This is a genomic window from Janthinobacterium sp. GW823-FHT03B06, assembly GCF_058796955.1.
Window position 1 is genome coordinate 520,102 of the sequence record NZ_JBXAJE010000001.1, and the last position, 19,049, is coordinate 539,150.

Genomic DNA, 19,049 nt, shown 5'->3' on the forward strand with positions numbered 1-19,049 from the left:
CAGTATGGGGAGGAATTACTCAATTGGCAATACTGTTCCACCACCCGCATCAAACGGCGGTGGAACACCGAGGGCACGGCGGCTGTGGCTCGGGCCGCCATCACATTGACCTGGCAGCGACCGCCTCGGCCCCGGCCTGCGGCGCCTGCCAGCCGCCGCCCAGCGCCCGGTAGGCGGCGACTGCCGCGCGCGCCGACGCCGTTTGCGCCTGCGCGCGCGCGTCCCTTGCACGCAGCAGCCTCGTATCGGCCTGCAGTACATCAAGCCGGCTGGTGACGCCTTTCTCGTAGGCTGCCAGCGAAGCGGCGCGGGCGCGCTCAAGCGCCTCTACGCCATGCGCCTGTAGAGTGGCCTGTTCTTCATGGCGCAGCAGAGCCGAGCAGGCGTTTTCCACGTCTTCGGCAGCATGCAGCACAGCCAGCCGGTAGGCCGCCAGCAGCTCGGCTTCCTGGCCATGCGAAGCCTCGATCTGCGCATCGATGCGGCCGAAATCGAACAGGCGCCAGCGCAGGCCCAGCATGCCGGCGGCCTGGCCGGAGCCGCTGCCGAACAGGGTGCCGCTGGCCGTGGCGCTGCCAAACAAGGCGCCAAAATTGAATTTCGGGTAGTACTCGGCAACGGCCGCGCCGGTGCGCGCGCTGGCGGCGGCCAGGCGCCGCTCGGCGGCGATCAGGTCGGGCCGGCGCCGCAGCAGTTCGCCTGGCGAGCCGCCGGCCGTGATACGCGGCGCGCGCGCCATCACGCCGGCGGCGGCCATTTCATCGCCGTAGGTGCCGGGTGCCGCGCCCAGCATCACGTCGAGCGCATGCAGCGCCACCTCGCGCGCCGTGTCCAGGCCGGGCACGGCGGCGCGCGCCTGCGCCAGCGATGCTTCGGCCTGCCGCAGGGCCGGCTCGTTCGCCAATCCCTTGTCGTATAGCAGCGTGGCGAGTTCCAGCAGCGCCGCGTCGGTGTCGACCTGCCGGCGTGCGAGGTCGAGCCGCGCCTGCAGACCCTGGATGGACAGGTAAAGGTCCGCCGTTTGCGCCGCCACGGCCAGGCGCGTTGCGGCCCATCCAGCCTCGCTGGCCTCGTAATCGGCGCGCGCCGCTTCACGTTCGCGGCGCAGGCCGCCGAACAGGTCGAGTTCCCACGACGCCTGCAGGTTCAATTCCCGCGCGCTGCCGGCGCGGTCATGGCCTGGCGTGGCGTTCAAGACCTTGCCCAGCGGCGTTTGCACGGACTGGTAGGCGCGCGCCGCCTGACCGCCAATGCTGGCCGACGGCAGCAGCGCGGCGTCTGCCGCCCCGGTGGCGGCGCGCGCCTGCCTGACCCTGGCCTGCGCCTGCTCCAGGTCGAGGTTTTGCGCCAGCGCCACCGTTACCAGACGGGTCAGGCGCGGATCGCCGAACGCTGTCCACCACTGCCGCAGTTCGGCAGCGTCCGCGTCCTGGCGCGCGCCGAGCGCCGCCTGGTGCAGATACTGCGCCGCTAGCGGCGCTTCGGGCCGGCGGTAGTCCAGGCCAGCAGTGCAGCCGGTGGCGGCCAGGCCGGCGGCGATCAGCAGAAAGGGGAGGCGCAGGCGTGGCAGTGGCATGGTGGTCTTCCAGTTTAAAAAAGAAATAATGTGTGACTATAATACATATTGGTCACTTATTGTGCATTCCGTCGCGGCGCGTTAAGCTGTCGCCATGAATTCCACCACACCCGACACACCAAGCCCTGCGCGCGGCCCGGCCGGCCACGACGTGCGCGACCAGATCGTTGCCGCCGCCACCGATTACTTCAGCCGCTACGGCTATGAAAAGACGACGGTCTCCGACCTGGCCAGGGCGATCGGCTTTTCCAAGGCCTATATCTATAAATTCTTCGAATCCAAGCAAGCCATCGGCGAGCATATCTGCGCCAGCTGCCTGCGCCAGATCGAAACCGAGGTGAGAAACGCGGTGGCGGCGGCCGGCCAGCCGCCGGAGCAGCTGCGGCGCATGTTCTGGACCAGCGTCGAGGCCAGCTTGCGGCTGTTTTTCCAGGACCGCAAGCTGTACGACATCGCCGCCTCGGCCGCCACCGGGCGCTGGCCTGCCGTGCAGGCCTACGAGCTGGCGATGGGCGCCTTGCTGCAGGATATCTTGCAGCAGGGGCGCAAGACGGGCGACTTTGAACGCAAGACGCCGCTCGACGAAACGGCCAGCGCGATCTATCTGGTGATGCGCCCCTACGTCAATCCCTTGCTGCTGCAGCACAGCGTCGACAGCAGCGAAACGGCGGTGCTGCAACTGTCCAGCTTGGTGCTGCGCAGCCTGTCGCCATAGTTTTGCACTAATTTGTGACCATTGACTTATTTGGTCACTAGTACCAGAATGAGAACCCTGATCACTCATTCATGGGATTCTTATGCGCTGGCGCCGCCTCGCTTTATCTGTAGTCATCTCCACCTTGCCCCTGGCCTTGAGCGCCTGCGCCGACAAGGCGCAGGCCGATCCGCGCACCGCCACGCCGCTGGTGCGCGCCGTCCCGGTGCAGGGCGCCGAAGCGGGCACGCGCAGCTTTACGGGCGTGGTCGCGCCGCGCGTGCAAAGCGACCTCGGTTTCCGCGTGGCCGGCAAGGTGCGCGAACGGCTGGTCGACGCCGGCCAGGCCGTGCGCCGTGGCCAGCCATTGTTGCGCCTCGACGCCGACGACCTGCAACTGCTGGCGCAGGCGCGGCAGGAGTCCGTCACGGCCGACCGCGCCCGCGCGCGCCAGGCGGCGGACGAGGAAGCGCGCTACCGCGACTTGCGCGGCACCGGCGCCATCTCGGCATCCAATTACGACCAGGTGAAGGCGGCGGCTGACGCGGCCGGCGCCCAATTGAAAGCGTCCGAAGCCCTGGCCGGGGTGGCGCGCAATGCGTTGCAGTACGCGGTGCTGCTGGCCGACGCCGACGGTGTCGTGATGGACACCCTGGCCGAACCGGGCCAGGTAGTCGCGGCCGGGCAGGTGGTGGTGCGCCTGGCCCATGACGGCCGGCGCGAAGCGGCGATCCAGCTGCCGGAAACCGTACGCCCCGCGCTCGGCTCCAAGGCCCAGGCCACCCTGTTCGGCAGGCCGGGCGCCAGCGTGCCGGCCACCTTGCGCCAGCTGGCGCAGACGGCGGACCGGCAAACGCGCACTTTCGAGGCGCGCTATGTGCTCGACGCGGCGCTCTCAAGCGCGCCGCTGGGCGCCACCGTCACCCTGCGCCTGCCCGGCGCGCATGCCGCCAGCGGCACTGTGCAAGTGCCGCTGGCGGCCCTGCACGATGCGGGCAAGGGGCAGGGCGTGTGGGTGATCGCCGGTACGCCGGCGCAAGTGACCTGGCGGCCGGTGAAGGTGCAGGGGCTGCACGATGACGGCGCCGACGTCAGCGGCCTGAAGGCGGGCGAACGCATCGTCGCGCTGGGCGCCCATCTGCTGCACCAGGGAGAGCGGGTCAGGCTCGAACCGGCGCCAGTGGCCGCCGGCGCGGGAGCGCATCCATGAGCGCGGCGGGCTTCAACCTGTCGGCGCTGGCCGTGCGCGAGCGTTCCGTCACCCTGTTCCTGATCTGTCTCATTTCGCTGGCCGGCCTGCTGTCGTTCTTCAAGCTGGGGCGCGCGGAAGACCCGGCCTTCACGGTCAAGGTGATGACCATCGTCACCGCCTGGCCCGGCGCCAGCGCGCGCGAAATGCAGGACCAGGTGGCCGACAAGATCGAAAAGCGCCTGCAGGAGCTGCGCTGGTATGAACGGGCCGAGACCTACACCAGGCCGGGCCTGGCTTTCACGACCCTGACACTGCTCGACAGCACGCCGCCCGGGCAGGTGCAGGCCGAGTTCTACCAGGCGCGCAAGAAGGCCGGCGACGAGGCGGCCAACCTGCCGGCCGGCGTGATCGGCCCCATGATCAATGACGAATACGCGGACGTCACCTTTGCCCTGTATGCGCTGAAAGCCAAAGGCGAGCCGCAGCGCCTGCTGGTGCGCGAGGCGGAAACCTTGCGCCAGCGGCTGCTGCACGTGGCGGGCGTCAAAAAGGTCAATATCATCGGCGAACAGGCCGAACGCATCTACGTGGAGTTTTCGCAGGAACGCCTGGCCACCCTGGGCGTGCGGGCGCAGGACGTGTTCGCGGCACTGCACGGCCAGAATGCCCTCACGCCGGCCGGCTCGGTCGAAACGCGCGGGCCGCAGGTGTCCATCCGCCTCGACGGCGCGCTCGACGCGCTGCAAAAGATCCGCGATACGCCCGTGGTGGTGCAGGGGCGCACCTTGGCCCTGTCCGATATCGCCACCGTGCGCCGTGGCCAGGAAGACCCGGCCAGTTTCCTAGTGCGCAATGGCGGCGAGCCGGCGCTGCTGCTGGGCGTGGTCATGCGCGACGGCTGGAACGGGCTGGACCTGGGCAAGGCGCTGGACGGGGAAGTGACGGCCATCGGTGCCGCCATGCCGCTGGGCATGAGCCTGGTCAAGGTTACCGACCAGGCTGTCAATATCAGCGCGGCCGTCGACGAATTCATGCTCAAGTTCCTCGCCGCGCTGCTGGTGGTGATGCTGGTGTGCTTTATCAGCATGGGCTGGCGCGTCGGCATCGTGGTGGCCGCCGCCGTGCCGCTGACCCTGGCCGTGGTGTTCATCGTGATGGCCGCGACAGGCAAGAATTTCGACCGCATCACCCTCGGCTCCCTGATCCTGGGCCTCGGCCTGCTGGTGGACGACGCCATCATCGCCATCGAAATGATGGTCGTGAAAATGGAGGAGGGCTACAGCCGCATCGCCGCCTCCGCCTACGCCTGGAGCCATACGGCCGCACCCATGCTGGCCGGCACCCTGGTGACGGCCGTCGGCTTCATGCCCAACGGCTTTGCCCGCTCCAGCGCCGGCGAATACACGAGCAATATGTTCTGGATCGTCGGCATCGCGCTGATCGCGTCGTGGGTGGTGGCGGTGGTGTTTACGCCCTACCTGGGCGTGAAGCTGCTGCCCGAGCTGAAAAAGGTCGCCGGCGGCCATGATGCGCTGTACGACACGCCGCGTTACCACCGCTTTCGCCGGCTGCTGGGGCGCGTGATCGCCCGCAAATGGCTGGTGTTCTGCACCGTGATCGGCCTGTTCGTGCTGGCTGTGCTGGGCATGGCCGTCGTCAAGAAACAGTTCTTCCCGATCTCGGACCGCCCTGAAGTGCTGATCGAAGTGCAGCTGCCCTACGGCAGCGCGATCGGACAGACCAGCGGCGCGGCGGCGAAAGTGGAAGCCTGGCTGGCGCGCCAGGCCGAAGCGAAGATCGTCACGGCCTATGTGGGCCAGGGCGCACCGCGCTTTTACCTGGCGATGGGGCCGGAATTGCCCGATCCTTCGTTTGCCAAGATCGTCGTGCGCACCGACAGCCAGCAGGCGCGCGACAGCCTCAAGCAGCGCTTGCGCGAGGCCGTTGCCGCCGGCCTGGCGCCGGAGGCGCGCGTGCGCGTCACGCAACTGGTGTTCGGCCCGTACTCGCCGTTTCCCGTCGCCTACCGGGTCAGCGGCCCCGATCCCGAGGTGTTGCGCGGCATCGCCGACGAGGTGCGGCGCGTGATGCAGGCCAGCCCGATGATGCGTACCGTCAATACCGATTGGGGCACGCGCACGCCCACCCTGCATTTCAGCCTGCAGCAGGACCGCTTGCAGGCGATGGGCCTGACGTCGGCCGCCGTGGCGCAGCAGCTGCAGTTCCTGCTCAGCGGCGTGCCCGTCACCGCCGTGCGCGAAGATATCCGCACGGTGCAGGTGGTGGCGCGCGCGGCAGGCGACGTGCGGCTGGACCCGGCGCGCATCGCCGACCTGACCCTGGCCGGCGCGAATGGCGAGCGCATCGCGCTGTCGCAGGTGGGCGGCGTCGAGGTGCGCTCGGAAGAACCCGTGATGCGCCGGCGCGACCGCCAGCCGACGATTACCGTGCGCGGCGACATCGCCGACGGCATGCAGCCGCCCGACGTCTCGGGCGCCATCACGGCGCAGCTGCAAGCCGTCATCGACAAGCTGCCGGCCGGCTACCGCATCGAGCAGGCCGGCTCGATCGAGGAATCGGCGAAGGCGACGCAAGCGATGCTGCCCCTGTTCCCCATCATGCTGGCGCTGACCTTGCTGATGATTATTCTGCAGGTGCGCTCGATGTCGGCCATGGTCATGGTCTTCCTGACCAGTCCCCTGGGCTTGATCGGCGTCGTGCCCACCCTGATCCTGTTCCAGCAGCCGTTCGGCATCAATGCGCTGGTCGGCCTGATCGCGCTGTCGGGCATTTTGATGCGCAATACCCTGATCCTGATCGGCCAGATCCACCAGAACGAGGCGGCCGGCCTGGCGCCGTTCGACGCCGTGGTCGAGGCGACCGTGCAGCGCGCGCGTCCCGTGATCCTCACGGCGCTGGCGGCCATCCTGGCCTTTATTCCGCTGACCCATTCGGTATTCTGGGGCACCTTGGCCTATACCCTGATCGGCGGCACGTTTGCCGGCACGGTGCTGACCCTGGTGTTCCTGCCGGCCATGTATGCGATCTGGTTCAGGATACGGCCGCAGGCAAGGGTGGTGTAGATTGAGAACAGCGGGCCGGAGACGCGGGCCTGAGAAAATGCCGATGGCGGCGTTGCGGCTTCCTTGCCGTACTGGCGTACTGTCTGCGTCGCCGCGCCTGGCCCTCGACATTTTTCAGGTCCGCTTGGCCCGGGGGGCCTGTCTCCCTGACTTGGGCCTTTCATGGTTTGGCGGTTTGCTTGTTGCTTGTTACTTGTTACTTGTTGCTTGTCTCTTTCTCTAGGTTCCGGCGGCATCCTGCCGGTAGCGCGCCGGCGGCAGTTCGAACTGGGTCTTGAAGAAGCGGGTAAATGCGCTTTGCGAGGAAAAACCCAGGCGCTCGCTGATTTCCACCACGCTCAGGCTCGTTTCGCGCAGCAAACGGCGCGATTCGCGGCTTTTCGCGCGCAATTCCAGCGCGCGGAACGAGGTCTGTTCCTGCTGCAGCTGGCGCTGCAAGGTCCAGCGGTTCATCGCCAGACCGTCGCACAGGGCCGGCAGCAATGCGGTGCCGTCGGCGTCCCCGGCGTCTTGCCGGCCCAGCAAATCGATGATCGCCTGCTCCACGCGGGCCGAAAACAGCTGCGCTCCCTGCAATTGCTGCAATTGCCCCTGCGCGTAGCACAGCGCGTGCGGCGCCAGCATGGCGTTGAACTGGGCGAAGGGACGGTCCAGCGCAGGCGCGTCGAACGTCAGGGTGTTGCGCGCCTGGCCGAAGGTGACGGCGGCGCCGAAGCATTCGGCAATGGCCGGCGCGAACCACGGCGCCTTGCCCTGGAAGCCGGCATGGAAGGCGGTGGGTGTGCCGTCGTCGTAGGCGCGCGCGACCAGCGACAGCATGCGGAAATTGGCCAGCGCCTGCATGGCGCCGCCCGCCGGGCAGAACTCGGACAGGTATTCGATCTCGATGCGCGTGCCATTTTCACTCATCAGCATGAAGTCGAATTCGCCGATCAGGCCCCGCAAGTGCAGCAGCTCGTGCAGCGCGCTGCGCAGGGTGGGGCGATTGAAGCAGACGTGGGCGATGCCCGAGTAATGCGCGAACCAGTGCGTCACGTCGAGATCGAGCAGACCGCGGTGCTGCGGCAGCTGCTGGGCGTAGGCCGTCATGCGGCGGTGCCGCTCGGCGTTGATGCGGCCGCCCGGCTCGTCCAGCTGCGCCGGCGTGATGCCCGTCTGGCGAAAAAAGTCGGCGGGATCGTGGCCATCGGCCTGCATGGCGCGCGCGCATTGCTGCGCGATGCGGTTCGAAACCGTGCGCGTGTCGGGTTTGTGCAAGGCTGCCTCCTGCTTATTCTGCTTGTTGTAGTAATTTTTCACAAATATTAGCACTTTGTAGGAGATTGTTGGTTGTTGTGCCATCTAACCAAAAATTGTTCTCGCGGGTATAAAACGCGTGCTGCGCAGTCAAGAAACTCACGCATTCTCACGCTATATTGTTTTCGGCCGGCCTTGCTGCCGCGCCTTGATACCTACAAAAACAGTCTTGGAGATAATGATGAATTGCACTTTGAAACCGATGGCCCGCGTGGTCGCCGGCTGCGTCGCCACGCTTGCCCTGGCCGCTTGCGGCAACAACCACACCGGCAGCGAGGGATACACGCAGCCCGTGTTCGGCGCCACCACCTACACCCAGTTGAAAGTCGACGGCTATACCTTCAAGGACATGAACCGCAACGGCAAGATCGACCCGTACGAAGACTGGCGCCTGCCGGCCGAGGCGCGCGCCGACGACCTGCTGTCGCGCATGAGCCTCGACGAAAAAACGGGCCTGATGATGCACGGCACGGCGCCCACCGTGGCCGACCCCACCGGCATCGGCCAGGGCGGCGCCTACGATTTGACGGCGCTGCAAGACCTGATCGTCAAGCAATACGTCAACACCTTCATCACCCGCATGGCGGGCGACACGGCCAATATGGCGGCCCAGTACAACAAGGTGCAGGCGCTGAGCGAAACCTCGCGCCACGGCATTCCCGTCTCCATCAGCACGGACCCGCGCCACCATTTCCAGTACACGGTGGGCGCCAGCGCCGGTACCAAGGGTTTCTCGCAGTGGCCGGAAACCCTGGGCCTGGCCGCCATCGGCGACGATGCGCTGGTGCGCCGCTTCGGCGACATCGCGCGCCAGGAATACCTGGCCGTCGGCATCACGCAAGCGCTGTCGCCGCAGGCGGACCTGGCCACCGAGCCGCGCTGGTCGCGCATCAACGGCACCTTCGGCGAAGACGCGGACCTGGCCAAGCGCATGGTGCAGCACTATATCGAAGGTTTCCAGGATGGCAATACGGGATTGCATGACGGCAGCGTGGTGGCCGTCGTCAAGCACTGGGTCGGCTATGGCGCAACGAAAGAGGGCTTCGACGGCCACAATTACTATGGCCGCTACATGACCTACCCGGGCAATAACTTCGCTTACCACGTCAAGCCGTTCGAAGGGGCGTTCACGGCCAAGGCGGCCTCCGTCATGCCGACCTACGCCCTGCCGGACGGCAATATCACCATCGACGGCATCACCCTGGAACAAGTGGCGGCCGGCTTCAGCAAGACCATGCTGACGGATCTGCTGCGCGGCAAATACGGTTTCGAGGGCGTGATCCTGTCCGATTGGGGCATCACGTCCGACTGCGACGCCAACTGCCGCAACGGCACGGCGCCTGGCGTCGCGCCTTCCTTCATCGGCTTCGGCACGCCGTGGGGCATGGAAGACGCCACCAAGGCCGAGCGCTACGTGAAGGCCGTGACGGCGGGGATGGACCAGTTTGGCGGCGTGACGGAAGCGCCGTATCTGACGCAAGCCGTGCAACGGGGCCAGCTGACGGAAGCGCGCATCGACGCGTCGGCGCGGCGCATCCTGATCCAGAAATTCAAGCAGGGCCTGTTCGAGCATCCGTTCGTCGATGCAGCCAAGGCGGCCGCCACGGTGGGCAAGGCGGAATTTGTCGAGGCGGGCCTGGAAGCCCAGCGCCGTTCGCTGGTCTTGCTGGAAAACAAGGACAAGGTCTTGCCGCTGGCCGCCACGGTCAAGAAGGTCTACCTGTACGGCATCGATGCGGCCGTGGCGCAGCAGTATGGCTACACGGTGGTCGCCACGCCGCAGGAAGCGGACGTGGCCCTGCTGCGCGTGGCCGCGCCGTATGAAACCCTGCACCCGAACTACATCTTCGGCAGCATGCAGCACGAGGGCCGCCTCGATTACGTCGACGGCAACGCCGACTACGAGGCGATCAAGAACGCGGCCAAGTATGCGCCGAAGACGGTCGTCACCGTGTACCTGGACCGCCCGGCCATCCTCGGCAATGTGCAGGACAAGGCCAGCGCCATCGTCGCCAACTTCGGCGTGAGCGACGGCGCGCTGTTCGATGTCCTGACGGGCAAGGCCAAGCCGCAAGGCAAGCTGCCGTTCGAGCTGCCGTCGTCGATGGCCGAAGTGCAGGTGCAGAAATCGGACGTGCCGTATGACACGGCCCATCCGCTGTACAAGTTCGGTTACGGCCTGGCCTACTGAACGGCCGTTGTCGTCAACGAACGGTAATCCAGCTGCGCTCCTGCACGGAGCGCAGCGCGGCGGCTATCAGCCGGTCCACCTCGTAGCCGTCGCGGAAGGTGGGCCAGACTGGCGCACCGCCGGCGATGGCCTGCAGAAAATCGCGCGCTTCGATGACGATCTGCTCGTTGTACCCGGTGCCGTGCCCCGCGCCCTGGCTGAACGCCAGGTAGTCGGGGTGGGCGGGCCCCATCAGCAGGCGCTGGAAACCCTGGCGCTGCGCGGGACGGCCGGCGTCGTACAGCCATAGTGCATTCTGGTCTTCCTGATCGAAGGCGATCGCGCCTTTGGTCCCCGTGATGCGGTAGGTGTAGCCCATTTTGCGGCCGGCCGCCACGCGGCTGAAGGTGAGGGCGCCGAGCGCGCCGTTGGCAAAGCGCAGCATCATATTGCCCTGGTCGTCGTTTTCCACCGCTTCCATGCCGTGCGGGCCTTGCCGCTGCGCGTGCACGGTATTTATGTCGGCCACCAGCGCGTCGACGGGACCGCCCAGGCGCAGGGCCAGGTTGAGCAGGTGCGAGCCCACGTCGGCCAGCGCGCCGGCGCGCGTTGCCGTCGCTTCGCGCGTGCGCCACGAAGCGGGCGCGCGCGGGTCGTGCAGGTAGTCTTCCACGTGTTCGGCGGCGACATGGATGATCTCGCCGATTTCACCCGATTCGATGATCTGCCGCGCCAGCTGGCTGGCGGGCGTGCGGATGTAGTTATAACCGACCATATTGGCCACGCCCGCGCTTTCCGCCGCCTGCGCCAGCATCAGGGATTCGGCGGCCGTCATGCCCAGCGGCTTTTCGCAGAATACGGGTTTGCCCAGGGCCAGCGCCGCCAGCACGATGTCCTTGTGCGTGGCCGGCGGCGTGGCGACGATGACGGCGTCGATGGCGGGATCATTGACCAGCGCGCGCCAGTCGCCCGTGGAGCGGTTCCAGCCCAGTTCCTGCGCGCTGTGGGCGGCGCCTTCGCTGCTGCTGGTGCCGATGCATTCGCACACGGGATTCAGGGCCGTGTGAAAAATGCTGCGCACAGCTTTATAGGCGATGGTGTGGGCCTTGCCCATGTAGCCGGCGCCGATCAGGCCGATGTGGATGTCTTGCATATGCGGGTACTCCGTTCGTGTCGCGGTGAGGGATTCAGGCTTGCTGGCGGCAGGCGTGGCTGTCCAGCGCGTCGATAAAGCGCGCGGCTGGCCAGTCTTGCGCCAGCGCTTCGTGCATCAGCTGCTGCTGCGTGGGCGGCGCCATGCCGGCGATGGGCTGGTCGCGGTCGAGGTTGCAGGGGAAGGCATAGCCTTCGGCGCAGGCGGCAATCGCGTGGCTGATGCCAATGTCATCCAGGACTCCCTGCGCGCGCAGCGCCTGCAGGGCCGGATACAGCGCGGCGCTCATGGCGCGGCGGTCCAGTGCTTCCATGGCGCGCCCGAACGGCGACGACACTTGCAGCAGGTTGGCCATGCGGCGGATGTCGGACGAGCGGTTATGCCCTGCCGCGTGGAACAGGGCGGGGTTGAAGAAGACGGCGTCGCCTTGGGACAACGGCAGCTGCACGCAATGCTGCGCAAAATAGTCGCGGAACGGCCGCTGCTGCCAGGCGAGAAAACCGGCCCGGTAGCGCTGCGACCCGGGCAGGTACAGGGTGGGGCCCGATACCAGCGGCATGTCGCAATGGGCGACGGCGCCCTGCAAGGTCAAGAGAGCCGACATCTGGTGCACGGGCGCGGGATAGGCGGCGCAGCTGGCGGCGCTCTGGAAGCCCAGGTGATAGTCGCGGTGCGGCGCCTGGGCCGCTCCGCCCGGGTTGACGACATTGACTTGCGCCGTCATCTGGTAGGCGGGACCCAGCCAGGCCTCGGCGATCCACGCGAAAACGGGATTGGCGTAATAGCGCGCGAACGCCTCGGGTGCGCGCAGACACAGTTTTTGCTGGGCGTTCCAGATGCGGTCATTCGCGCCAGCCTTGGCGAAATGGTCGCCGGCCGCCTGGCCGCTCGCATGCTGCTCGGCGATCAGCGCGCGAAACACGCCGCTTACCTGTTCCAGCGTGTCCATGTCGGCGACGGCGCGTTGCAGCACGATGACGCCAGGACCATCCATCAGCGCCCGGCCCCATTCGGCCTGCAGCGCGCGCAGCGACACCGCACTGGCGGCCAGCGCGCGCACCCGGTCGCAGTCGTAGACGAGAATGTTTTCTTTCACCGCAGCGGCGTGGGGATAGTCGGCCAGCGCCGTGCATAGGCTGACGGTGGCGATGAAATCCTGCAGGTCGCAGTTTTCTGATGCCAGCCAGAAGGGGCTGGGCGGCGCTGCGGTGGCGTCTGTGGTGGGCATGCGGTGTCTCCGTTGTTTAAGTTGTAGAATCAGTATAGGGATGAAAATCCGCATTTTTCATCAAAAAATTCATCAAAAAACCATCAATCTGAATTGGATATGGCATGACGCATCCGTTCCCCGTCAAGGTCGTGGCGCTGCAGGCCGGCGTCAGCGTGGCCACGGTCGACCGCGTGATCAAGCAGCGCGGGGGCGTGCACGCCAATACTGTGCGCCGCGTGATGCAGGCGCTCGATGAACTGGCGCGGCAAAGCACGCAGGTGGGCCTGTCTGGCAGAAAATTCATGCTCGATGTGCTGATGGTGGCGCCGCGCCGCTTCACGGACGCCGTGCGGGCCGCGCTGGAGGCCGAATTGCCGTCGCTGCATCCGGCCGTGCTGCGTTCGCGCTTTCACCTGCATGAAACGCTGGACGTGGACGGCATCGTCGACCTGCTGGAGCGCATCCGCAAGAACGGTAGCCACGGCGTGCTGCTGAAAGCACCGGACTTGCCAGCGGTGGCGGAAGCGGTGAACCGGCTGGCGGCGGCCGGCATTCCCGTGGTGACCCTGGTGACTGACTTGCCAGGCTCCGCGCGCCGCAGCTACGTGGGCATGGATAACCGCGCGGCGGGCGAGACGGCCGCCTGCCTGGTCGGCCAGTGGCTGGGCAGCAGGAAAAAACAGCAGGTGCTGGTGACCCTGAGCAGCAACCGCTTTCATGGCGAGGAAGAGCGCGAGATCGGCTTTCGCCGGGCGCTGCGCGAACGTCACCGCCATTTATCCATCGTCGAAGTGAGCGAGGGCCACGGCATCGACGGGGCCACGGGGGCGCTGGTGCGTCTAGCCCTGGCAGATCATCCGGGCATCGCCGCCGTGTATTCGATCGGCGGCGGCAATGCCGCCATCGTGCAGGCCTTTGCGCGAGCGGGCCGACCCTGCCAGGTCTTCATCGGTCATGATCTCGACGCGGACAACGTGGCGCTGCTCAAGTCGGGCGCCATCCAGGCCGTGCTGCACCACGACCTGGGCCAGGACATGCGCCGTGCATGCCAGGAAATCCTGCGGGCACAGGGCGCGCTGCCGGCCCTGGCGCAATCGCCGTCACTGTCCGCCATCCAGATCGTCACGCCGTGGAACCTGCCCGTCCTGAACGGGGTGAATTGACAGGCCTGCGAGGCTGGCCGATACTCGCCGCTTCGCTCATCGCTCACCTTTGAAGGAATCCCCCGATGTCCGTCACTCCGCAATTGTGCAAGACCGTGCTCGCCGCCGCGCTTGCAGCCGCGCTGGCCATGCCCGCCATGGCGGCCGACCCCGTCGTTTCCGCAGCTGCTTCCGCGTCGTCCGCCTGGGTCGGGGCCAGCAACCGCAACGCGGCCATCGTGCTGGCGGCGCAGGCGCAGTTCTCGCCCGAAGACGCGTCCGACAGGGGCCTGGCCCAGTACGACGGCCTGGCCGCCGACCTGGGGCCGGACATCACCGGGCGCCAGGTCGCGGCCATGCGGAAGGCGCGCGCGCAGTTGCAGCAGAAGCTGGAACTGGAACGCGACGAACGCATACGCCAGGACCTGGAAATTCTGATCGGCGCCGTCGACCAGGAAATCGCCGGCACCGAGCTGGAAGCCAGATACACCTTGCCGTGGGTCGATGTGCCGCAAATGGTCTTTGGCAGCATGCAAAGCCTGCTGCAGGAGCAGCGCCCGGCCGCGCGCCGCGCCAAGGCGCTTGAGCGCCTGCGGCGCTATGTGGGCCAGTTCCCGGGCAGCACGCCGATCACGCAGCAGGCGAAGGCGCGCTTCACGGAGAAAATCGGCACGCCTGACCTGGCCGGTCCCGTGCGCCTGCAGGTGGCGCAGTCGCTGGAAAACGTGCCCACGTATATCGCCGGCATCCGCAAGCTGTTCGCCGACATGAAGATCGCGGGCGCCGAACCCGCGCTGGCCGCCATGGAGCAGCAGCTGAACGACTATGCGGCATGGGAAAAGCAGGTGGTGCTGCCATTGGCGCGCACGGATTTCCGCATGGCGCCCGAGCTGTACGCGTTTCGCCTGAAGCAGGTGGGCATCGACATCGAGCCGCGCGCGCTGGTGGAACGGGCGCAGGTATCCTACCTGGAAACGCGCGCCGCCATGCAGGCGCTGGCGCCCGTGGTGGCGGCCAGGCTGGCCTTGAAGGGCGTCGACGGTAGCGACTACCGCCAGGTGCTGCGCGCGCTGAAGAGCGATTCCATCCCCAACGCGCAGCTCGAAGCGCACTACAAGGGCGTCAATACGCAGCTCGAGGAACGCATCGCCCGGCAGCGCGTGGTCGATATCCCTGCGCGCGCCATGACCATGCGCCTGGCGTCCGCCGCCGAATCGGCGGCCCAGCCGGCGCCGCATATGCGTCCGCCTCCGCTGATCGGCAATACGGGAGAGCACGGCCAGTTCGTCCTGCCCGTCAGCAATCCGGCTGCCAGCGGCAAGGGCGAGGCGTATGACGATTTCAACTTCGCGGGCGCGGCCTGGACCCTGAGCGCGCACGAGGGCCGTCCCGGCCACGAACTGCAGTTCAGCGCCATGGTGGAGCGGGGCGTATCGCAGGCGCGCAGCCTGTATGCGTTCAACAGCGTCAACGTGGAAGGCTGGGCGCTGTACGCGGAAGCGGAGATGATCCCGTACGAGCCAGCCGAGGGCCAGTTCATCGCGCTGCAGTTCCGCATGCTGCGCGCGGCGCGCGCCATGCTCGATCCGATGCTGAACCTGGGACAAGTCACGCGCGAAGAGGCGGGACGCATCCTGACGGACGAAGTGATGCTGTCGAAACCGATGGCGCGCCAGGAGCTGGACCGCTACACCTTCAACATGCCAGGCCAGGCGGGCAGCTATTTCTACGGCTATACGCGCATCCTGCAGCTGCGCGCGGAAACGGAACTGGCGCTGGGAGACCGATTCGACCGCCTGGCCTTCAACAACTTCCTGCTGGGACAGGGCTTGCTGCCGCCGGACTTGCTGGCCAAGGCCGTGCGCGAACACTTCATCCCCGGGCAGAGAAAAGCCAAGGGCTGACGCCATCCCACACAGCATGCCATACTGGCGTCCCTGAAATAATGACGTGAGCGTGGCTGCATGTGGCGTGGGATCGTATCTGGTTTGCTGGCCGGCGCCTTCTGGGGCGCCGTTTTCATTGTGCCCGTCTTGCTGCCGGATTTTTCTCCGGCCGAGCTGATGGTGGGCCGCTACATCTGCTATGGCGCGCTGGCGGCCGGCCTGATGCTGCCGCGCCTCTTGCCCCTGCTGCGGCGGCTGCGGCGCGGCGACTGGCTGGCCATGCTGCGCCAGGCGCTGGCGGGCAATGTCGTGTATTACCTGCTGCTGGCGTATGGCGTCAAGCTGGCCGGTGTGGCGCTCACGTCGCTGATCATCGGTTTGCTGCCCCTGAGCGTGACGCTGTTCGGCCACAAGGACCACGGCGCGCCGCCCTTGCGCCGCCTGGCCTTGCCGCTGCTGGTGGTGGCCGCAGGCATTGCCTGCATCAATGTCGATATCTTCAGCCATGCAGGCGGCGCGGGTGCGGACGGCGCCAGCCTGGCGCACAAGCTGGCGGGCGTGCTGTGCGCCATCGGCGCGCTTGCGTGCTGGACCTGGTATGCGCTCGACAATGCCCGTTTCCTCAAGCGCCATGCGCATGTCAGCGCCGCGGAGTGGGCCATGCTGTATGGCCTGGCCAGCGGCGTCATCGCGCTGGTCGTGGGCGCCGTGATGCTGGCGCTGCAGCCGGCGGGTGGCGCTGATGGCGCTCCGGCGCGCGACTGGCCCCGCTTCTGGCTCGTCTGCCTGCTGCTGGCGCTGGGCGCTTCCGTGATCGGCAACTACCTGTGGAACCTGGCGTCGCGCCGGGTGCCGGTCACCTTGTCGGGCCAGCTGATCCTGTCGGAGACCCTGTTCGCGCTGCTGTACGGCTTTGCCTACGCGCAGCGCATGCCGCGCCCGCTGGAGTGGAGCGCGATGGTCTTGCTGACGGCGGGCGTGCTGTGGTCCGTGCAGCGGCATGCGCACGAGGAGGCAGAGGGGCGGGGAGAAGGGCGTGGGGCAGGGCGGACGTAGCGAAAAATACATTGTTGCCAGTCCGCCGTTTGCCCTGGGCCGGCCGTATAATGACGCTCATTTGCCGGTCACCCAGGGAGTTCCGCTTGCAGCTACCGATCCGTTATCCGAACATGCCGCAACTGCTGCTGAAGGCGCGCGACAGCCTGCTTCAGCATTTCCGCCCCATCCTCAATCACTTCGGCGTGACGGAGCAGCAGTGGCGCATCATGCGCGCGCTGAACGAAAGCCCCACCCTGGAACCGCGCGAACTGTGCGAGATCTGCCAGATTTCCAGCCCCAGCATGAGCGGCATCCTGGCGCGCATGGAAGAAATCGGCCTGATCGGGCGCAGCAAGTTCGAAGGCGACCAGCGCCGCCGCAAGGTGCACCTGTCGGAAGCGGGTGCCAGTTTGCTGCTGCAGATGGGTAAGCTGATCGACCTGCAATATGCCCACTTGGAAGCGGCCTACGGCAAGCAGGTGTTCGAAGACATGCGCCGCACCCTGGAAGCCTTCATTGCCCTCGAAACCCTGCCGGTGGCGCCCGCCATCCTGCGCTGAACCCCGAACTTCTCCTTGCCTGAGCATCATCGGGCGCGTGTTTTTCGACACGCGCCGCCGCTGCTTTTCCCATGCCTGTTCCGCGCATTGCCGCACCTTGCCGGGCGCGCGCCTGCGCGCCTTCCGGTTTTGCTATAAGACTCATCAATGTTTTGCTATAAGACTATGCCTTACAGTCAATCACTTACATATGAGTAAATAAGCGTATAATTTGCCGTACTTGATCTAAATCAAGAAGAACCGCGGATGCCCCATTGTTGATGGGGCGGCAACGGGGCGCCACGCCCGTATTTCGCCAGATAAAACAGGAAAGTCAGGAAAAAAATGAACCATACATGCATGCGCGCTGCGGCGCTGGCCGTTTCCACGCTCATCGGCGCAAACGTTTGCGCCCAAAGCAATGTCACCATCTATGGCGTGGTCGACGCGGCCACCGCGTACGCGAGCAACCAGGGCGGCAAGTCGAACACCTACATGCGCAGCGGTAACTTGTCCGCCAGCAAGATCGGTTTCCAGGGCGTGGAAGACCTGGGCGGCGACCTGAAGGCGCTGTTCCTGCTGGAGAACGGCTTTGAAAGCGATACGGGTGCGCAAAGTTCGGCCAGCGCCCTGTTCAACCGCCAGGCTTACGTGGGCCTGCAATCGCACGCCTACGGCAGCCTGACGGCCGGGCGCCAGTACACGCCGTACTACCTGCTCGTGGGTTCCCTGGCGTCGAGCAACGTCTTGACGGGCGCCACCGGCGCACACCCGGGCGATATCGACGGCCTCGATACGACCGTGCGCATCAGCAATTCCGTCACCTACAGCATGCCAGCGTGGCGCGGCTTGCAGGCCAGCGCGCAATACGGCTTCGGCGAAGCGGCCGAGGGCAATGCCGTGGGCAGCAGCTTCAGCGCCGCCGTCAAGTACAGCACCTCGCCGGCGGAATTTGCGCTCGGCTACCTGAAACTGAAGAATGGCGAGAACGGCACCGGCTGGAGCGACAAGGCCTCGGCCAGCTTTGGCATCTCCGCCATCAACCAGGGCTACGCCTCGGCCGACAGCATCGAATTCATCGCCGCCAGCGCCCGCTACACCATGGGCAAGTGGATGGTGGGCGCCAACGCCAGCAACGTGCAATACCAGGCGGGCAGCCATTCCACGTTCCGCGACACGGCCATCTTCAACACGGCCGGCCTGATCGCCAGCTACCAGTGGACGCCGCAGTGGTTCCTGTCCGCAGGCTACAGCGACACCTACGCCAGCCGCGCCAACGGCGTGTCGGACCGCGCGCGCTACCGCCAGCTGTCGTTCGAACAGAATTACGCGCTGTCCAAGCGCACGGCGATCTACCTGATCGAAGCGCGCCAGCTGGCGCGCGGCCAGACCCTGGGCCAGAACGGCGCCATCGTCGACGCCGTCGCCTCGGTCGGCGATTCGCAAAACGGCACGCCGTCGTCGAACGGCGGCCAGACGGTGGTGATGGTCGGTCTCAAGCATTCTTTCTGAACGGTTGCTGAACTCACGGGAGCTTCAATTGGACGCTACACACAACAAGGAGGGCCGCGGCCCCCTGAATCCCGGCCGCCGCATGGTGCTGGCCGGCTTGCTGTCGGCTTCGGCCGCGGCGCTGATTCCCTGGGCGCTGGCCGAACCGGTCGCCAGTGCGGAGCAGGGCGCCTTCCTCGGCGTGTCGGCCATGCTGGTGGGGCGCCAGGTGCTCGATCCCGTGCTGGCTAAACGCCTGTATGAGGCGCTGGTGGCGCAGGACGCTGCCTTCCCCGCGAATGTGCGCGCGCTGCTGGCCCTGATCAATGCGCAGGGCTTGCAGGCGGCCGGCCTGCAGGAAGCGCTCGATGCGCTCGACCCGGCACTGTCGCCGCTGGCGGCCCTGCCGCGCCAGATCGCCAGCGCCTGGTACCTGGGCATCGTCGGCACGGGCGAGGCGGCCGTCTGCGTTGCCTACGAGCAGGCGCTGAACGCGGCCGTCGTGGCCGACGTGCTCAAGCCCCCCACGTATTCCTACGGCGCCTACGGCAGCTGGGCCAGAAAACCCATTTAAGGAGC

At 66.6% G+C, this 19,049-nt stretch carries 14 protein-coding genes; 10 read left to right on the forward strand and 4 right to left on the reverse strand.

Going from position 1 to position 19,049, the window contains the following annotated elements; all coding sequences use genetic code 11:
• Positions 1–100: 100 nt before the first annotated feature.
• Complete coding sequence (locus tag AC1RBA_RS02400) at positions 101–1,576, reverse strand: efflux transporter outer membrane subunit (RefSeq protein ID WP_492416367.1); 1,476 nt, start codon at positions 1,574–1,576, stop codon at positions 101–103.
• Positions 1,577–1,670: 94 nt separating this feature from the next.
• Between AC1RBA_RS02400 and AC1RBA_RS02405 the strand changes: the two genes are divergently transcribed.
• The 3 genes from AC1RBA_RS02405 to AC1RBA_RS02415 all read left to right on the forward strand — a co-directional run bounded on the left by AC1RBA_RS02405 (position 1,671) and on the right by AC1RBA_RS02415 (position 6,545).
• A complete protein-coding gene (locus AC1RBA_RS02405; protein WP_492416369.1) occupies positions 1,671–2,291 on the forward strand; it encodes a TetR/AcrR family transcriptional regulator in 621 nt (206 codons plus the stop codon).
• 82 nt (positions 2,292–2,373) lie between these two features.
• Complete coding sequence (locus AC1RBA_RS02410; RefSeq protein WP_492416371.1) at positions 2,374–3,480, forward strand: efflux RND transporter periplasmic adaptor subunit; 1,107 nt, start codon at positions 2,374–2,376, stop codon at positions 3,478–3,480.
• The gene (locus AC1RBA_RS02415; protein WP_492416373.1) at positions 3,477–6,545 is read left to right on the forward strand and encodes an efflux RND transporter permease subunit; all 3,069 of its coding nucleotides are present in this window, start codon (positions 3,477–3,479) and stop codon (positions 6,543–6,545) included. Before AC1RBA_RS02410 ends, AC1RBA_RS02415 begins: the two co-directional genes overlap by 4 nt.
• Positions 6,546–6,764: 219 nt before the next feature.
• On the opposite strand, the gene AC1RBA_RS02420 is transcribed toward AC1RBA_RS02415, so the two are convergent.
• Positions 6,765–7,802, reverse strand: a complete 1,038-nt coding sequence (locus tag AC1RBA_RS02420) for a helix-turn-helix transcriptional regulator (RefSeq protein WP_492416375.1) — start codon at positions 7,800–7,802, stop codon at positions 6,765–6,767.
• A gap of 217 nt (positions 7,803–8,019) precedes the next feature.
• Between AC1RBA_RS02420 and AC1RBA_RS02425 the strand changes: the two genes are divergently transcribed.
• On the forward strand, positions 8,020–10,032 hold the full coding sequence (locus tag AC1RBA_RS02425) for a glycoside hydrolase family 3 protein (RefSeq protein WP_492416377.1): 2,013 nt from the start codon (positions 8,020–8,022) through the stop codon (positions 10,030–10,032).
• A 13-nt stretch (positions 10,033–10,045) separates the two neighbouring features.
• On the opposite strand, the gene AC1RBA_RS02430 is transcribed toward AC1RBA_RS02425, so the two are convergent.
• Entirely contained in the window at positions 10,046–11,164 is a 1,119-nt protein-coding gene (locus tag AC1RBA_RS02430; RefSeq protein ID WP_492416379.1) for a Gfo/Idh/MocA family protein, read from the reverse strand.
• A 34-nt stretch (positions 11,165–11,198) separates the two neighbouring features.
• Positions 11,199–12,392 carry a phytanoyl-CoA dioxygenase family protein gene (locus AC1RBA_RS02435; protein ID WP_492416381.1) on the reverse strand — a complete coding sequence of 398 codons (1,194 nt, stop codon included), beginning with the start codon at positions 12,390–12,392 and terminating at the stop codon, positions 11,199–11,201.
• Between the two features lie 104 nt (positions 12,393–12,496).
• On the opposite strand from AC1RBA_RS02435, the gene AC1RBA_RS02440 reads away from it, so the two are divergent.
• The 6 genes from AC1RBA_RS02440 to AC1RBA_RS02465 all read left to right on the forward strand — a co-directional run bounded on the left by AC1RBA_RS02440 (position 12,497) and on the right by AC1RBA_RS02465 (position 19,044).
• Entirely contained in the window at positions 12,497–13,537 is a 1,041-nt protein-coding gene (locus AC1RBA_RS02440) for a LacI family DNA-binding transcriptional regulator (protein WP_492416383.1), read from the forward strand.
• 65 nt (positions 13,538–13,602) lie between these two features.
• Positions 13,603–15,420 (forward strand): DUF885 domain-containing protein, encoded by a 1,818-nt coding sequence (locus AC1RBA_RS02445; protein ID WP_492416385.1) that lies wholly within the window; start codon positions 13,603–13,605, stop codon positions 15,418–15,420.
• A 60-nt stretch (positions 15,421–15,480) separates the two neighbouring features.
• On the forward strand, positions 15,481–16,458 hold the full coding sequence (locus tag AC1RBA_RS02450; RefSeq protein WP_492416387.1) for a DMT family transporter: 978 nt from the start codon (positions 15,481–15,483) through the stop codon (positions 16,456–16,458).
• A gap of 86 nt (positions 16,459–16,544) precedes the next feature.
• The gene (hpaR, locus tag AC1RBA_RS02455) at positions 16,545–17,000 is read left to right on the forward strand and encodes a homoprotocatechuate degradation operon regulator HpaR (RefSeq protein ID WP_226939756.1); all 456 of its coding nucleotides are present in this window, start codon (positions 16,545–16,547) and stop codon (positions 16,998–17,000) included.
• A 324-nt stretch (positions 17,001–17,324) separates the two neighbouring features.
• Entirely contained in the window at positions 17,325–18,491 is a 1,167-nt protein-coding gene (locus AC1RBA_RS02460; RefSeq protein ID WP_409028579.1) for a porin, read from the forward strand.
• Between the two features lie 28 nt (positions 18,492–18,519).
• A complete protein-coding gene (locus AC1RBA_RS02465; RefSeq protein WP_230502843.1) occupies positions 18,520–19,044 on the forward strand; it encodes a sorbitol dehydrogenase family protein in 525 nt (174 codons plus the stop codon).
• Positions 19,045–19,049 lie beyond the last annotated feature (5 nt).

Excerpts from the sequence above, each read along its gene's own strand:
- AC1RBA_RS02400 (WP_492416367.1), bottom strand. The coding sequence starts at position 1,576 with ATGCCACTGCCACGCCTGCGCCTCCCCTTTCTGCTGATCGCCGCCGGC.
- AC1RBA_RS02445 (WP_492416385.1), top strand. The coding sequence starts at position 13,603 with ATGTCCGTCACTCCGCAATTGTGCAAGACCGTGCTCGCCGCCGCGCTT.
- AC1RBA_RS02415 (WP_492416373.1), top strand. The coding sequence starts at position 3,477 with ATGAGCGCGGCGGGCTTCAACCTGTCGGCGCTGGCCGTGCGCGAGCGT.
- AC1RBA_RS02440 (WP_492416383.1), top strand. The coding sequence starts at position 12,497 with ATGACGCATCCGTTCCCCGTCAAGGTCGTGGCGCTGCAGGCCGGCGTC.
- AC1RBA_RS02450 (WP_492416387.1), top strand. The coding sequence starts at position 15,481 with ATGTGGCGTGGGATCGTATCTGGTTTGCTGGCCGGCGCCTTCTGGGGC.
- AC1RBA_RS02460 (WP_409028579.1), top strand. The coding sequence starts at position 17,325 with ATGAACCATACATGCATGCGCGCTGCGGCGCTGGCCGTTTCCACGCTC.
- AC1RBA_RS02435 (WP_492416381.1), bottom strand. The coding sequence starts at position 12,392 with ATGCCCACCACAGACGCCACCGCAGCGCCGCCCAGCCCCTTCTGGCTG.
- AC1RBA_RS02425 (WP_492416377.1), top strand. The coding sequence starts at position 8,020 with ATGATGAATTGCACTTTGAAACCGATGGCCCGCGTGGTCGCCGGCTGC.
- AC1RBA_RS02430 (WP_492416379.1), bottom strand. The coding sequence starts at position 11,164 with ATGCAAGACATCCACATCGGCCTGATCGGCGCCGGCTACATGGGCAAG.
- AC1RBA_RS02405 (WP_492416369.1), top strand. The coding sequence starts at position 1,671 with ATGAATTCCACCACACCCGACACACCAAGCCCTGCGCGCGGCCCGGCC.
- AC1RBA_RS02410 (WP_492416371.1), top strand. The coding sequence starts at position 2,374 with ATGCGCTGGCGCCGCCTCGCTTTATCTGTAGTCATCTCCACCTTGCCC.